Source organism: Jiella soli (genome assembly GCF_020615385.1).
In the GTDB taxonomy this organism is placed as follows: domain Bacteria; phylum Pseudomonadota; class Alphaproteobacteria; order Rhizobiales; family Rhizobiaceae; genus VKMB-3413.
The window spans coordinates 1-14,709 of sequence record NZ_JAJAVB010000005.1 but is presented as its reverse complement, the minus strand read 5'-3'; the positions used below and the strand labels follow the sequence as shown (position 1 = coordinate 14,709).

Sequence of the window (14,709 nt, the reverse complement as noted above, 5' to 3'; positions counted from 1 at the left end):
CCGTCTCCGATCGAGAACTGACCGGAGATGCCAACGAACGCGTCAGACGCCGCTGTCCGCCTCGCTCTCGGCGAGCGCTTCGGCCCGCTTCTTCTCGATCAATCGCGCCAAAATGATCGAAATCTCGTAGAGAATGATGGTCGGCAGAGCAAGGCCGATCTGGGACATCGGATCAGGCGGCGTCAGCACGGCGGCCGCGACGAAGGCGAGCACGATCGCGTATTTGCGCTTCGCCACGAGCCCGTCCGCCGACGCTATCCCGACTCGGACCAGGAGCGAGGTGACCACCGGCAGCTGGAACACCATGCCGAAGGCGAAGATCAGCGTCATGATCAGCGACAGGTATTCCGACACCCGAGGCAGGAGCTGGATCGCCACCTCGCCATCCGTCCCCGACTGCTCCATCGACAGGAAGAACCACATCACCATCGGGGTGAAGAAGAAATAGACCAGCAGCGCCCCGATCAGGAACAGGATCGGCGTCGCGACCAGGAACGGGAGGAACGCATGCCGCTCGTTCTTGTAGAGGCCCGGCGCGACGAATTTGTAGATCTGGGTGGCGATCAGCGGGAAGGCCAGGAAGAAGCCGCCGAAGGCCGCGATCTTGACCTGGGTGAAGAAGAATTCCTGCGGCGCCGTATAGATCAGCTCGACCTGGCGATTGTCGACCCCCGCCCAATGGGTGGCCGTCTGATACGGGATCACCAGGATGTTGAAGATCGGCTTGGCGAAGAAGAAGCAGACCAGGAAGGCGACGAAGAAGCCGGCGATGCTCCAGATCAGTCGTGTCCGGAGCTCGATCAGGTGCTCGATCAGCGGGGCCGAGGACGCCTCGATATCGATATCGGTCCGACTCACGCCACACCTTCCGTCTTCTTGCCCGCCGTATCGCGGGCAGCGGTATCATGACCGGTATCAGCCGAGGGCGAATTGCCCGCAGACCCCGTCTCCTTTGCAGGAGAGGCAACATTTGACGCAGAGGAGTTCGTGGGCTGTGCGGCGGGTGCCGCGGCCGATGGAGCCGGAGACGCCGCGGGCGATGCCTTCGCCTCGTCCTTGGTCAGCGCCTCATCGGCGTCCGGCACTTTCGGCTCCGGCGCCTTGGTCGCCGTATTCAGCGAGGAGCGAATCTCGTCGCCGATCGCACGCATCGGATTCAGCGCCTCGCGCAGGTTCCGGCGCGGGTCGAGTTCGCGCATCTCGTTGACGGTCGTGCGCACGTCGTCGAGTTCGGCCTCCTTCAAGGCCTCGTCGAACTGACGACGGAAATCGCCGGCCATGGCGCGCAGCTGCTTGGTGGTGCGGCCGAAGGTCCGCAACATCCCGGGCAGGTCCTTTGGTCCCACGACGACCACAAGGACCACCGCGACTACCAGAAGTTCCGACCAGCCTATGTCGAACATAGAATTTTCTCAGACGCGAATGCCGGACAAACGAATGCGAGGAGACCGGCAATCTCCCCGCGGCAGACGACGTCCGGCTTAGCTGACCGACTTTTCCGTCTTGACGTCGCGTGCGACGACATCGCCCTCGTGATGATCGAGTGCGCGGCGCTCGCGCGCGGCCGCCTCGCTGTCATCGTCGGACATGCCCTTCTTGAAATTCTTGATGCCCTTCGCGACGTCGCCCATCAGTTCGGGGATCTTGCCGCGACCGAACAGGAGTAGCACGACGGCGAGGACGATGAGCCAATGCCAGATGCTGAAACTACCCATAACACTTCTCCATAGAAGGCGAGAGCCGTCCGCCCTCTTCATAGCTAGCGATCGCTCGCTGCCCTTTCAAACACGATAACGTCTTTTGGATCAACGAAAACGACGCGAGTGCCGGCGCAATGTTTGCGCCGCCTTTGCCGATCAGGCGGCGCACCGTGCATAGGGCCCTGCCGAGACCCGGTTGTCGCCCGATGCTCGCGGCCGCCTTTCGTGGCCCTGCGCTCTAGGAGAATTCACTAGGCCTGGAACATGGCAAGTCTGCGGCCCGGCCGATCCAGACGGGTCCGAACCGTCGGCCGGGCTCCGCCGGCTATCCCAGCCGCGCCATCAGATCGTCGTACTCGGCCCTCAGCGCCGCAACTGCCTGGCTGCCGCGCGGCGGCGCCAGCACGGCCTCTGCCGCCAGCGCGCGCCGCTCGGCATCGCCGGACAGCGGCTGTGCGGCCCGCGCGACGTGTCGCATTTCCTCCATGTCTCCATTGCAGTGGAGCACAACATCGCAGCCGGCCGTCAGGGCGCGGCTCGACAGATCGTAGAGATCGCCCTTCAGCGCCTTCATCGACATGTCGTCGCTCATCAGGAGGCCGTCGAAGCCGATCTCGGTGCGAATCACCTGGTCGATGACGATCGGAGACAAGGTCGCGGGCCGCGTGGGATCGATGTCCCGGTAGAGGATGTGGGCCGTCATTGCCGCCGGCAGGGTGTTGAGCGCCTTGAACGGCAGGAAGTCGGTGCGCGAGAGTTCGCTGCGCGGGGTCGAGACGTGCGGGAGTTCGAGATGGCTGTCGGCGGCGCCGCGGCCATGGCCGGGAACATGCTTCATCACCGGCAACGCACCGCCCGCAACCAGCCCATCGGCCATGGCCCGACCCAGCGTTGCCACCACCTGCGGGTCGGTCGCAAAGGCGCGGTCTCCGATCACCGAATGCGCGCCTTCCACGGGAACGTCGAGGCAGGGAACACAGTCGGCGTTGATCCCGTACGCGGCGAGATCGTCCGCAAGGAGCCGTCCCTGCAGCCAGGCGGCGCGCTGGCCCTCGGACGCATGGAGGCGGTAGAGGTGACCGAGCGCTTCGGCGGGCGGATAGCTCGGAGCGAGCGGCGGCCGCAGACGCTGGATCCGGCCGCCTTCCTGGTCGATGAAGATCGGAGTCGTCGGCCGGCCGCCGAGTTCGCGCAGTTCTGCAACGAGATCGGCGAGCTGCGGGCCGGAGAAGACGTTGCGAGCGAAGAGGATGTAGCCCCACGGGCGCTCGTCGGCGAAGAAGACGCGCTCGTCGGCGGTGAGGATGCGCCCGATCGGGGCGGCGATGAAGGATTTCGATCCGCTCAAACTGGTCTCCCGAAACGCTTCGAGCGAGCCGGCAGCGGCGCCGGCTCGCTCGCGATAGGCTGCGAAACTTGTGTCCCTGTCACCCAGCGGCCTCGCGGAAAGGCCGAGCGCCGTTCCGCTCAGTGCGAGACGAAGCAGCTGCCGCCGGCAGATTTCAGATGATCGCACAGGCGCGACGCCTCGTCCTTGGAGGCCGCGGCGATCCGGACCCGGTAGTAGGTGCCCTTCCCCGGAATGTCGGCAGGCTGGATCACCATCTGGCGCCCGTCGATCACCGAGGAGAAGCGCTGGCCCAGCCTCTGCGAGGACTGCTGCGCGAGCGGCTCGGACGGCTGCGACGAGATCTGGACGTAGTAGCCGCTCGACTGGCTGACGACCGGGACAGAACCGCTGGCGGCAGCCTGTGCGGAGGGTGCCGGCGTTTCCAGGGACGCGGTTTCGACCGAGTCCGTGCGAGCGACAGGCGCGGCCGGCGCCTGCTCTGCGGCTGGAACCGCGGGAGCGGTCGGCGCATAGGCCGCTGCCGTCACGACATCCGCCGGCGCCGCAGGCGCGTATCTCGGCCGGGCGCCCGGCACCGGCATTCCCGGTGCCGGCTGGCCGACAACCGGATCACCCGCGGCCACGTCCTCGGCAGCCGACGAGGCGCTCGCCGCCTCCGCTGCGGTCGCGGCCGGGCCCGGGACCTGTCCTTCGCCAAGCGTCTCCACGGAGACGGGCCGTGCCGATGCCTCGATCAGCGCGCCGCCGTTCTTCAGCGCGTCCATGCTCGTCTCAGGCACCGTGTCGGCAGCGACGAGGGTCCCATCCGGACGAACCGTCAGCGTGCGGACCCGGCGCGGCGTCAGCACCGCGATCGGTTCGTTGTCGTCGGAGGCGCTCGCCACCTGCACCGGTTCTGCGGCCTGGGCACTGGCGATCGTTCCGAACTCCACGCCGGGCAGGTCGCTCGGGCTGGGCTCTTCCGCCGGCAGATCCATCGGCCTCTCTTCCGACGTCACCAGCTTGCGCTGCGACGGCACCATGTCGGCACTGGCGCTTTCGACCCTCTCATAGACGGCCTTGTTCTGGTTCGGAATGTTGCGGCCGCCCGGATCATCGGGCTTCACCTTCACCGGATCCTTGTCGGCCTCGACGATCAGAACGCCCTTCGATCCGGTGAGAGACGAGGTCCCGCCGGAAAGCCAGTAGACGCCGGTGCCTGCGGCCAGCACAGCGGCGATGGCCCCGAATGCGACGCCCGCGCCGAGGGAACGCCGCGGGCGCAGACCCGTGACGACCCCGGCCGATCCGCGGGCGCTTCGAGCGCCGCGGCCGGTTTCGCCGGGCTCGAACCAACGGTCGTGATCGCTGGAAGCCGAGCGTTCGGTCTCCTCGGCTGCGGCCTCGCCCTCCTCGGGCTGCCAGACCGATTCGTAGTCGGCAAGATCGTCCTGCGCCGCCGCCGGTACTTCCTGCGACTGCTGCATGGCGGCAAGCTCGCTGGCGATCAGCTCGTCGAAATCATCGAACACCTTGGCGGGAGCGACGACAGGACCGGGCTCGCTCGTGCGGGCCGGCGCGAAGGGCTCGGAGCGGTGAATGACGGTATCGCGCGGATTGGCCGGAGCCGAGAGGCCGCGCAGCGCAACCTCGAATTCGTCCGCGACGGCAGCGTCAGGCTTCGGCGCCGCGCCACGACCGGAGGATGCGGAGACAGCCACTGCGGGCGCCGCCTCCTGCGACTGGCCGATCCATCGTCCGTAGGAAGACGTCCGAGCATCTGCCGCGCCAGTCGAAGGAACCGGCTTTGCCGCCTCCGACGTCGTCATTTCTCCGAGCTCGACATCCATCGCGGCCGCGAACTCCGCGGCAAGATCCGCGGAGATCGCGTCGTGTGGATCGCTCTGATCCTGAGCAAGCTGGTCGACACCTCCGCTCGCCTGAGGCTCGCCCTCGCGAGACGCCACCGCCGCAGCGCCGATGTCGAAGATCGGCTCCTGCCGCCCGCGCTCGGTCCTGGCCGGCGTTCCGACAGAGGCATCCGGACGCGTCACGGGTCCGGCGTTCCCGGACTGCGCGCCAGCATGCGAAAGCACCTGCGCCGGCTTCGGCTGCACGGTGATGGGCTCATCGAGAAGACGCGCAAGTTCTTCGAATGGATCGTCGAAATCGGCGCCCGTCGTCCGGCCGCCGTCACGGCCAGAGCCCGTCAAGTCCATCGACATGATAACCCCGCTCATTCCCCTCGCCGGGAGTTGCGAACTCCCCACACGTCGATCGCTAGGAGAGGATATTGACCAAAGCGTGATGATTTATCGCATTTCTTCCGGAGCGTCGGCCCCGATCAAGTGCAGTCCCGTCGCCACTACGATGGCGACGGCCTTCACTAGACCAAGGCGAGCCCGGGTGATCATCGGCTGGTCAGGGTTAACAAACCGTAAGTCCGGCAGGTCTTTGCCGCGATTGTACTGTCCGTGGAAGGCCGAGGCGAGATCGTTGAGGTAGAAGGCCAGCCGGTGCGGCTCCTTCGACTCGGCCGCCGACTGGATCAGCCGCGGGAATTCGGCGAGCTTGCGAATCAGCCCGAGTTCGCCCTCGTCCGTCAGGCCGGCGAGGTCCTGCGAATCGAACCGGGAAAAATCGGGCATGTCGATGCCGACTTCCTTGGCCTGGCGGAAGATCGCCGCGGCCCGTGCGTGGGCGTACTGCACGTAGAAGACCGGATTGTCCTTCGACTGCTCGGTCACCTTCTGGAAATCGAAGTCGAGCGGCGCGTCGCTCTTGCGGTAGAGCATCATGAAGCGGACGGGATCGCGGCCGACTTCCTCGACCACTTCCGCCAGCGTGACGAAGTCGCCGGAGCGCTTCGACATCTTCACCGGTTCGCCGTTGCGGTAGAGCTTGACCAGCTGGCAGAGGACGACGTCGACCTTGGCGGCCTCGCCGGCAACCGCCCGCGCCACGGCTTCGAGCCGCTTCACATAGCCGCCGTGATCGGCGCCGAGCACGTAGACCATCTCCTGAAAGCCGCGCTCGAACTTGTCGCGGAAATAGGCGACGTCGGCGGCGAAATAGGTGTAGGCGCCGCTCGACTTGACGAGCGGGCGATCCTGGTCGTCGCCGACCTCGGTCGAGCGCAGGAGTGTCTGCTCGCGCTCTTCCCAATCCTCCGGCAGCTGCCCCTTCGGCGGCGGCAGCACGCCCTTGTAGACGTAGCCTTTCGCCTCCAGCGCCGCGATGGTCTCGGCGATCTTGCCGCCATTGCCGGCGTGAAGGGTGCGCTCGGAGAAGAACACGTCCTGCTCGACGCCGAGCGTCTTCAGATCGTCCCGGATCATCGCCATCATCGCGTCGATGGCCCGGTCGCGCACCAGCGGCAACCATTCCTCCTCGGGCATGACGAGAAGCCTGTCGCCGAACTCGGCCTTCAGCGTGGTCCCGACCGGCTTCAGATAGTCGCCGGGATAGAGCCCGGCCGGGATCTCGCCGATCTCCTCGCCAAGCGCCTCTCGGTAACGCAGATAGGCCGAGCGGGCGAGGACGCTCACCTGCTCGCCGGCGTCGTTGATGTAGTACTCCCGCGTCACGTCCTCGCCGGCGAAGTCGAGGAGCCCCGCGATGACGTCGCCGACGACGGCGCCGCGGCAGTGCCCGACATGCATCGGCCCGGTCGGGTTGGCCGAGACATATTCGACGTTCACCTTGCGCCCGTTGCGCGGACCGCGGCCATAGTCGGCGGCGTCACCCAGGATCATCGCGAGATGCGTGGTCCAGAAGACGGGCGCCAGCCTCAGATTGATGAAGCCGGGACCGGCGACATCGACGGCCGCGACATCGGGATCGGCTGCCAGGCGATCGGCGATGACGCCAGCAAGGTCGCGCGGCTTGCGCCCGAGCGGCTTGGCGAGCACCATGGCGGCATTGGTCGCAAGGTCGCCATGGGAGGCGTCCCTTGGCGGCTCGACCGTCACCCGCGCAAGATCCGGCAGCGCCTGTCCGTCAGCCAGAACAATGGCTTCCACCGCCTTCTTCACGCGTTCTTCGAAGTCGGCAAAGATGTTCATTTCGGCCCTCGATAAAACTCCGCCCGGCGAGCATGGCGCGCCAGGGCAGGCTGGTGTCTGTCGCGTTTCCGCGGAATTGCGCCTTGCGGATCTTGTTCGTTCGATCGCGCCGGCGCGCCGGGTCGGTCCAGATGCTGCGACTGCCCGGCGCCGAGCGGCCAAAAACCCGGCGAACCCGCCTCTTCTGCCCCTCGGAAGGCCCGGCGGCTAGCGCAATTGCGGCCTCTCGTCAAACAGGCGCTCATATTCGGCAAGAGCATAAGTGTCGGTCATGCCGGACAGATAGTCCGCGACCCGCCGCGCGCGCTTCTCGGCGGGCAGGCGCTCGATGGCTTCGGGCCAGTCGCCCGGCATCAGGTCCGGACTCTCGGACAGCCGGCGAAAGAGCGCCTCGACCAGGGCCTCCGCCCGGCGCATCGGCGCCATCACCCGCTCGCAGCGATAGACGCGCGCGAACAGGAAGCGCTGGGTCTGGGCGACGGCCTCGCGCATCTCGTCCGAGAACATGATCAGCGGCTTCTCGGCGGCCCGCACGGCCGCGGCGTCCGCCGGCGCCAGCGCCGCGATGTTCTTGGCCGCGGTGATGATGACGTCCTCGACCAGCCGCGTGATGTGCCGGCGCATGATCTCGTGGATCGTGCGCGACGGGTCGAGCGCCGGATAGGCGGCGCGGACTTCGCGGAGGATGCCGCCCGCGAGGTCGAGTTCCGCCAGATCGTCGAGCTCGATCAGCCCGGCCCGCAAGCCGTCGTCGAGATCGTGGGTGTTGTAAGCGATGTCGTCGGAGATCGCCGCGGCCTGCGCCTCCAGTCCGGCGAAGGTGTCGAGGTCCAGCGGAAACAACGCGTCGAAATCGGCGATCGGGCGCGGCAGCCGCTCGCCGGGCTTTGCATGCGGCCCAACCAGAGGCCCGTTGTGCTTGACGAGCCCCTCCAGCGTCTCCCAGGCTAGGTTCAGCCCGTCGAACTCGGCATAGCGGCGCTCCAGCGCGGTGACGATCCGGAGCGATTGGGCATTGTGGTCGAAGCCGCCGAAGTCCGCCATGCAGCGGTCCAGTGCGCGTTCGCCGGCATGGCCGAAGGGCGTGTGGCCGAAGTCGTGGACGAGCGCCACCGCTTCGGTGAGGTCCTCGTCGAGCTGAAGCGCCCGCGCGAAGGCGCGGGCGATCTGCGAAACCTCGATCGTATGGGTCAGGCGGGTGCGGAAATGGTCGCCCTCGTAAGGCACGAACACCTGCGTCTTGTGCTTCAGCCGGCGAAAGGCGGTGGAGTGAACGATCCGGTCACGGTCACGCTCGAAGGGCGAGCGGGTCCGGCTCGGCGGCTCGGCATAAAGTCGCCCGCGTGAGCCGGCAGGCTGCGCGGCATAGGCGGCGCGCGCCCGAAGCCCCGTCCCGAGGCCCGGCAGATTCTGCCCAAACAAGGTGGTCTCGTCCATTCGGTTCGCGCCCCGCTCCCGATTGACCGGCCGTTCGCCCGTCCATACTTAAGGGCGTAGTCACGAACAAGGAGCGGCGCACGCCTTTCGGCCGGCGCCGAACATGCCGATGAGCGAGACAGCCACCCGTCCAGTCACCATTTCCGACAGCGCGGTCAAGCGCATCGCGTCGGTCCTCGCCAAGTCGGTCGGGGCCGAAGCTCTCAGGATTTCCGTCGAGGGCGGCGGCTGCTCGGGCTTTTCCTACAAATACGACCTGACCAGCGGGCAGGAGCCGGACGATCTCGTCATCGAGAAGGACGGCGCCCGCATCCTGATCGACGAGATGTCGCTCGCCTACATGGACGGCGCGGTGGTCGACTTCGTCGACGATCTGATGGGGCAGTCCTTCCAGATCCGCAATCCCAACGCGGTCGCCTCCTGCGGCTGCGGCACGTCGTTCTCGGTCTGAGCCGCTCCGTGCTGATCGCCACCTGGAACATCAACGGCGTCAAGGCGCGCCACGACGCGCTCCTCGCCTGGCTCGATTCCCGCAAGCCGGACATCGCCTGCCTGCAGGAGATCAAGAGCCAGGACGAGAGCTTCCCGCGGGAGGCGATCGAGGCGCTCGGCTATCATGTCGAGACGCATGGCCAGAAGGGCTTCAACGGTGTCGCCCTCCTCTCGCGCGAAAAGCCGATCGAGGTGATCCGCCGGCTGCCGGGCGACGACGGCGACGAACATGCCCGCTTCATCGAGGGGATCTGGCAGGGTGCGGGCGAGCGCCGGCTGCGGGTCGTCTCGCTGTACCTTCCGAACGGCAATCCGGTCGGAACCGAGAAATTCACCTACAAACTTGCGTGGATGGAACGGCTGATCGCTCATGCCACCAGCCTGCTCGAGACCGAGGACGAGCTCGTCCTCGCCGGCGACTACAACGTCATTCCCGAGCCTATCGACGTCGCCAACCCGCAGAATTGGCTCGGCGACGCGCTGTTCCAGCCCGAGTCGCGCCAGGCCTTCCGACGGCTCGTCAATCTCGGTTTCGTCGACGCCGTGCGCGCGGCGAGCGATGCGCAGAAGACCTATACGTTCTGGGATTATCAGGCCGGCGCCTGGCAGAAAAACAACGGCATCCGCATCGACCATCTGCTCCTGTCGCCGGAGGCGCAGGAACGGCTCGTTTCGGTCGGGATCGACAGCCATGTGCGCGGCTGGGAAAAGCCGTCCGACCACGTGCCGGCCCTGATCGAGCTCGCGCGCTGACTCAGGCTGAGAGAGGCCCGCGACTGCGCGCGGACCGGTCGCCCCTCTTGGTCAGTTCTTGACGCTCGGCGTCGGAATGGCCGAGGCCAGCTGCTGGTCGGCGAAGGCCTGAGCCGTGCGCCGATCATCCTCGGTCGCCAGCGAAAACACCTCTTCCTGCATCGGCCGGATCCATTGCTGGTCCTTCGGCGTCGCCTGCTTCAGGGCCATGGTCAACATGGCGAGGCCGCGCACCGGCTCGGCTCTCAGCGAGATCTTCTCGCCGTCGAACAGCAGGTAGCCGAGCAGCGCCTTGGCGCCGACATGGCCCTTTTCCGCCGAAAGCTTCAGCCAGCGCGCCGCCTGCCGGGGATTGGCCTTGCCGCCCTCCCCGTTGAGCAGCATGCGGCCAAGCTGGAACTGCGCCTCGGCATCGCCGAAATAGGAGGCGGCGTGGAAGAAGAACTGCCGGGCGCGCGGCAGGTCGATGGCGACGGGGCTGTTCGGAATGCCCCTACGCAGATATTCGGCTAGCGCGACGATGGCGCTCGAGACATAGGCGGCGTTGGAATAGCTGCCGGTGTCGTCGTCCTGGTCGCGGACGATCTGCTCGAAGATCTTGAACGCTTCGTAGTCGTTCTCGGGCACGCCGTCGCCATGGGCATACATCTGCCCGAGCTTCCAGCGCGCGCCGGGATGACCCTTGTCGGCGGCATAGCGCAGGGCCTGGAAAGCCTCGAGCTTCTCGCCGCGCTGATAGGCCTTGAATCCGAATGAGAACAGCTCCAGCGGACCTGCGTCCGGGTCGACCTTGGCCGCAGGATCGAGCGCCGACGTGACGCCGCTCGTCGCCACCAGCGAAGCTGATGCGATAGCGAGGGAGAGAAAGAGCCTAGATATCCGCATAGCAGTGCTTTTCCGCAGCGCCGCCAGGATGCGTCACCGCGCCCTTGCGGGCGGTGCCGACCTGCTGCGCGTATTTCCATATGGCTCCGGACGTAAAGTCCGTCTCTCGCGGCCGCCACTCCGCCGCTCGACGCTTCATTTCGTCATCGTCGACGGCGACATCAAGCGTGCCGGCAACGGCGTCGATCGTGACGATGTCGCCATCCTTAAGAAGGCCGATTGGGCCGCCCACGGCCGCTTCCGGGCCGACATGACCGACGCAGAAGCCGCGCGTCGCACCGGAAAACCGGCCATCCGTGATCAACGCGACCTTGTCGCCCATGCCCTGTCCGTAGAGAGCCGCCGTCGTCGCCAGCATCTCGCGCATGCCGGGCCCGCCCTTCGGGCCCTCATAGCGGATGACCAGCACCTCGCCTTCCTTATAGGAACGCTCAGAGACGGATTTGAAGCAGGCCTCTTCCGAATCGAAGCAGCGGGCCGGGCCGGAAAAGGTCAGCTTCTTCATGCCGGCGACCTTCACGATCGCCCCGTCGCTCGCGAGATTCCCCTTGAGCCCGACGACACCGCCGGTCGCCGTGATCGGCTGGTCCGCCGGTCGCACCACGTCCTGATGCGAATTCCAGGCGACCTTCTCCATGTTCTCGGCCATGGTCCGCCCGGTGACCGTCATGCAGTCGCCATGCAAATAACCGTGATCGAGCAGCGTCTTCATCAGAAGCGGTATGCCGCCCGCCTCGAACATGTCCTTGGCGACATAGCGACCGCCGGGCTTCAAATCCGCGATATAGGGGGTCTTCTTGAAGATCTCGGCGACGTCGAACAGATCGAACTCGATCCCCGCCTCGTGCGCGATGGCCGGCAGATGCAAGGCGCCATTGGTCGACCCGCCGGTGGCGGCGACCACCGCGGCGGCGTTTTCCAGCGCCCGGCGGGTGACGATGTCGCGCGGCCGGATGTTGCGGGCAAGAAGCTCCATCACGATCTCGCCCGAGGTGTAGCAGAACCTATCGCGGATCTCGTAGGGTGCGGGCGCACCGCAGGAATAAGGCAGCGCGAGGCCGATCGCCTCGGCGACCGTCGCCATGGTGTTGGCGGTGAACTGGGCGCCGCAGGACCCGGCCGAGGGACAGGCGACCTGCTCGATCTCGTCGAGATCGGCGTCGCTCATGTCGCCGACGGAATGCTTGCCCACCGCCTCGAACATGTCCTGAACCGTGACCTGCTGGCCGCGGAAATTGCCGGGCAGGATCGAGCCGCCATAGATGAAGACGGAGGGCACGTTCAGCCGGACCATCGCCATCATCATGCCCGGCAGCGACTTGTCGCAGCCAGCGAGGCCCACCAGCGCATCATAGGCATGACCGCGCATGGTCAGTTCGACCGAATCGGCGATGAGGTCGCGCGAGACCAGCGAGGCCTTCATGCCCTGATGGCCCATGGCAATGCCATCGGTGACGGTGATCGTGCAGAACTCGCGCGGCGTGCCCTTGGCCGAAGCGACGCCCCTCTTGACGACCTGCGCCTGACGCATCAGGGCGATGTTGCAGGGAGCCGCCTCGTTCCAGCAGGAAGCGACGCCCACCAGGGGTTGGTGGATCTCCTCCTTGGACAGGCCCATGGCATAGAGATATGAGCGGTGCGGCGCACGTGCCGGACCTTCCGTCACGTGCCGGCTGGGCAGGCGCTGCTTGTCGATCGTCCGCGCGTCCATCTTGTTCCCTCGTAGGCGTTGGCCGATTCCGCCGTCGGCCTTTCGTCTGTCTCGGACGTGCCGGTGTTTTGTGGCGGCAAGGGGGCGCTTTGGCCTTGCGCCCAGCATATCCGATGCAGGACTGCAATAGTGTTGCAAGAACCCCACAGAGCCATTTCACGCGCGTAGAATGCCGAAAGCGACGGAACCAAGGCATCGCAGGGGCGTTCAGGACGGTTGATCATGACATCAAGGCAGGATGCAAAGCTGGCCGGCTGCTCGCTGCACCGTCGCGCTCGGAGGTGACGAGGCTCAGTCCTGCCTTCTCGCTCGCGTGTCGCTTCGCGAACTTCCACCCCTTCGAGCTTTTCTGTCCGGCTCGGGCTCTCCGGGAGCTCTTTTTAGAAGCTGAGCTTCAGGGAGGCGTTGACGCCAAGGACGATGTCGTTGCCGACGTCGGCATCGAAGAAGGCGCCTTCGGCGATCGATTGCGAGCCGGAGGTCCAGTAGCCGACGAGACCGCCGAAGCGGATCTCCCCCCAGCTGTCGGGCCTGAAGGAGACGCCGCCGCTCAGGCTGTAGAGGTCGGTGTAGGTCGTGTCGGCACCGGTTGAAACGCCGCGGTCGTAGCCGATCGCCACGGCCCCGGCGAAGCGATCGGAGAACGCGCGTCCGAGGCCGATGGAGGCCGTATAGCCGTCTCGCCAGTAATAGGGCATCGCGCTCGACGTGGTCGAACCACCGATCGACATCGAGCTGACTGCGACCGAATTGGTGCTCCAGTCGGTCCAGCGGAAGCTGGCGAGCAGCAGGGTGCCCGTTGCGATGCCGGTTTGGGCGTTGATCGTGAGGCTCGCGGGAGAGATTGCGTCGCTGAGAGCGGATACGCCGGAATAGGTCGTCCCCACCTGCGGCAGCGCGCCGAGGATCGTGTCGCCCGCCGGCCCGAACACGGTCGGGATCGACGCGGTCGTTCCGTCCGCGAGTTGCACATAGGCAGTATCGCTCACCGTGGCGGAGCCGGTGCCCGTGATGTCGTCGTGAACGACCTCCGAGCGGTAGAGTGCCTGGATCCGAAGCGCGATCTCGGGCTTCTCATAGGCCATGCCGAGGCGCCAGCCGGGCTTGAAGCCGCCCTCGGAGGCAACGCTCGTCTCGGTCGGCACGATGATGGAAGACCCCGCCGCGGAAAGGCTCGCGCCAAACGGCGTGCCCGCCAAGCCCGCGGTCGCGTTGCGATAGCCGTAGGACGCCCCATCGAACGTGAAATCCTCGACGAATACGCCGCCGAGGAGGCTGAAGCGGCCGTAGTCGCTGGAATAGCTCGCGCGGCAGGTCACTGCGAACTCGTCGGAGGAAAACGCCGTCCGGCGGGCCCGCGCAAAGCTCGAGGCCCCCGCCAGGTTCAGCCGGTCGGCGGAGGAGACGCTTTCGGTCGAACTGACCTGCGAGGGCAGCGCCCCTCCCGGAACGCCTCCGTAATCGGCCTCACCGGCGAATGACTCCGTATAGGTTCCGGCGCAGCCGAACGGATCTCCGCCGAGATAGAACGAAAGCGAGGGGATCACATAGTCCCCGGTATAGTCGGAAAAGTCGCCGCTCCTCCCATTGATCGACTCGAAGCCGCGCTGGGGAGAGATGAAGGTCTCACCGGCCCTGACGGAGACGGTCCCGGGATCGAACAGAATGTCGGTATCGGCGGTGCCGCGCTGGAAGCCGCCGGCGAACGCCTGGGACCCGCTTGCGGCGACCAGAATGGCCGCCAGTGCCGGAACGATATTCTGCTTCACCGATTGTCCTCCTTCCCGATCCTGTCGGGCGACGGTCCCACCGCTTGAAGAAACGGTAGATCAAGGAGGAAAGCGCCGGAACGGCACGGCTTTCGGGCGCGCAGGCTTCGCGCAAGCCTTGCCGCCGCCTGCCTTCGATCAAACTGCTTCAGCCGATGCTCGTAACGGGCTTGGATGCCTACCGAATTCGTCTCATCGAGCGGCTTCCAAGCCACCTCTCCCTCTGCGGAAGCCGACGCAGAGACCAAGGCCTCGTGGAGAAGTTCGGGAAGTCGATGTGGCAATCCGGCCAAGCGCGTGCAGCCGCATCAAGGCCGCCATCGCGCACCGGAACCGCTTCGGCGTGCGGAAATCGGCGAATCGCGGGGGCGCAAAACGGTTGCAGAAGCGCCCTTGCGCCAACCGGAAGAAGCCCGTCGTGACATCTTGCCGTCAACTGGCCCAAGCTTTGAAGAGCTTAGAGTCCGTTTGAGAATGGTATCAATGGCTGATGCGTCGGAGCAGGAGGCTTCCCATGGCGACATGGATCATGGCTTCCGAGACGTCGATGCGCTGTTCGTAATCACGC

12 protein-coding genes and 1 pseudogene are annotated in these 14,709 nt (G+C 66.1%); 2 read left to right on the top strand and 11 right to left on the bottom strand.

The genetic code is table 11. From position 1 onward, the window contains the following. Positions 1-42 precede the first annotated feature (42 nt). From tatC to LH400_RS04390, 7 genes are all read right to left on the bottom strand, one after another. Positions 43-858: a twin-arginine translocase subunit TatC gene (gene tatC, locus LH400_RS04420; RefSeq protein ID WP_229151469.1), complete on the bottom strand. Its 816-nt coding sequence runs from the start codon at positions 856-858 to the stop codon at positions 43-45. Then, a complete protein-coding gene (gene tatB / locus LH400_RS04415) occupies positions 855-1,403 on the bottom strand; it encodes a Sec-independent protein translocase protein TatB (RefSeq protein WP_229151468.1) in 549 nt (182 codons plus the stop codon). The genes tatC and tatB overlap by 4 nt, the downstream gene beginning before the upstream one ends. Positions 1,404-1,481: 78 nt before the next feature. Then, on the bottom strand, positions 1,482-1,715 hold the full coding sequence (locus LH400_RS04410; protein ID WP_229151467.1) for a twin-arginine translocase TatA/TatE family subunit: 234 nt from the start codon (positions 1,713-1,715) through the stop codon (positions 1,482-1,484). A 310-nt stretch (positions 1,716-2,025) separates the two neighbouring features. Beyond that, positions 2,026-3,048 (bottom strand): beta-N-acetylhexosaminidase, encoded by a 1,023-nt coding sequence (nagZ, locus tag LH400_RS04405; RefSeq protein ID WP_229151466.1) that lies wholly within the window; start codon positions 3,046-3,048, stop codon positions 2,026-2,028. A 119-nt stretch (positions 3,049-3,167) separates the two neighbouring features. After that, positions 3,168-5,255: an SPOR domain-containing protein gene (locus tag LH400_RS04400; protein ID WP_229151465.1), complete on the bottom strand. Its 2,088-nt coding sequence runs from the start codon at positions 5,253-5,255 to the stop codon at positions 3,168-3,170. A gap of 87 nt (positions 5,256-5,342) precedes the next feature. Beyond that, the gene (gene argS, locus LH400_RS04395) at positions 5,343-7,094 is read right to left on the bottom strand and encodes an arginine--tRNA ligase (protein WP_229151464.1); all 1,752 of its coding nucleotides are present in this window, start codon (positions 7,092-7,094) and stop codon (positions 5,343-5,345) included. Positions 7,095-7,301: 207 nt separating this feature from the next. Then, positions 7,302-8,531 carry a deoxyguanosinetriphosphate triphosphohydrolase gene (locus LH400_RS04390; RefSeq protein WP_229151463.1) on the bottom strand — a complete coding sequence of 410 codons (1,230 nt, stop codon included), beginning with the start codon at positions 8,529-8,531 and terminating at the stop codon, positions 7,302-7,304. A gap of 109 nt (positions 8,532-8,640) precedes the next feature. Here LH400_RS04390 and LH400_RS04385 point away from each other — a divergent pair, with 109 nt between their 5' ends. Both LH400_RS04385 and xth read left to right on the top strand, forming a co-directional pair. Further along, positions 8,641-8,982 carry a HesB/IscA family protein gene (locus LH400_RS04385; RefSeq protein ID WP_229151462.1) on the top strand — a complete coding sequence of 114 codons (342 nt, stop codon included), beginning with the start codon at positions 8,641-8,643 and terminating at the stop codon, positions 8,980-8,982. A gap of 8 nt (positions 8,983-8,990) precedes the next feature. Continuing rightward, positions 8,991-9,776: an exodeoxyribonuclease III gene (gene xth / locus LH400_RS04380; protein WP_229151461.1), complete on the top strand. Its 786-nt coding sequence runs from the start codon at positions 8,991-8,993 to the stop codon at positions 9,774-9,776. A 51-nt stretch (positions 9,777-9,827) separates the two neighbouring features. Here xth and LH400_RS04375 read toward each other — a convergent pair whose 3' ends face one another. The 4 genes and pseudogenes from LH400_RS04375 to LH400_RS04360 all read right to left on the bottom strand — a co-directional run. After that, on the bottom strand, positions 9,828-10,661 hold the full coding sequence (locus tag LH400_RS04375) for a tetratricopeptide repeat protein (protein ID WP_229151460.1): 834 nt from the start codon (positions 10,659-10,661) through the stop codon (positions 9,828-9,830). After that, complete coding sequence (gene ilvD / locus LH400_RS04370; protein WP_229151459.1) at positions 10,648-12,372, bottom strand: dihydroxy-acid dehydratase; 1,725 nt, start codon at positions 12,370-12,372, stop codon at positions 10,648-10,650. The genes LH400_RS04375 and ilvD overlap by 14 nt, the downstream gene beginning before the upstream one ends. Before the next feature lie 380 nt (positions 12,373-12,752). Beyond that, on the bottom strand, positions 12,753-14,141 hold the full coding sequence (locus LH400_RS04365; protein ID WP_229151458.1) for a porin family protein: 1,389 nt from the start codon (positions 14,139-14,141) through the stop codon (positions 12,753-12,755). Positions 14,142-14,621: 480 nt separating this feature from the next. Beyond that, positions 14,622-14,709 (bottom strand): annotated as a pseudogene (locus tag LH400_RS04360) (IS5/IS1182 family transposase); the annotation flags it as partial.

Excerpts from the sequence above, each read along its gene's own strand:
- tatB (WP_229151468.1), bottom strand. The coding sequence starts at position 1,403 with ATGTTCGACATAGGCTGGTCGGAACTTCTGGTAGTCGCGGTGGTCCTT.
- LH400_RS04410 (WP_229151467.1), bottom strand. The coding sequence starts at position 1,715 with ATGGGTAGTTTCAGCATCTGGCATTGGCTCATCGTCCTCGCCGTCGTG.
- LH400_RS04400 (WP_229151465.1), bottom strand. The coding sequence starts at position 5,255 with ATGTCGATGGACTTGACGGGCTCTGGCCGTGACGGCGGCCGGACGACG.
- argS (WP_229151464.1), bottom strand. The coding sequence starts at position 7,094 with ATGAACATCTTTGCCGACTTCGAAGAACGCGTGAAGAAGGCGGTGGAA.
- LH400_RS04390 (WP_229151463.1), bottom strand. The coding sequence starts at position 8,531 with ATGGACGAGACCACCTTGTTTGGGCAGAATCTGCCGGGCCTCGGGACG.
- LH400_RS04385 (WP_229151462.1), top strand. The coding sequence starts at position 8,641 with ATGAGCGAGACAGCCACCCGTCCAGTCACCATTTCCGACAGCGCGGTC.
- LH400_RS04375 (WP_229151460.1), bottom strand. The coding sequence starts at position 10,661 with ATGCGGATATCTAGGCTCTTTCTCTCCCTCGCTATCGCATCAGCTTCG.
- ilvD (WP_229151459.1), bottom strand. The coding sequence starts at position 12,372 with ATGGACGCGCGGACGATCGACAAGCAGCGCCTGCCCAGCCGGCACGTG.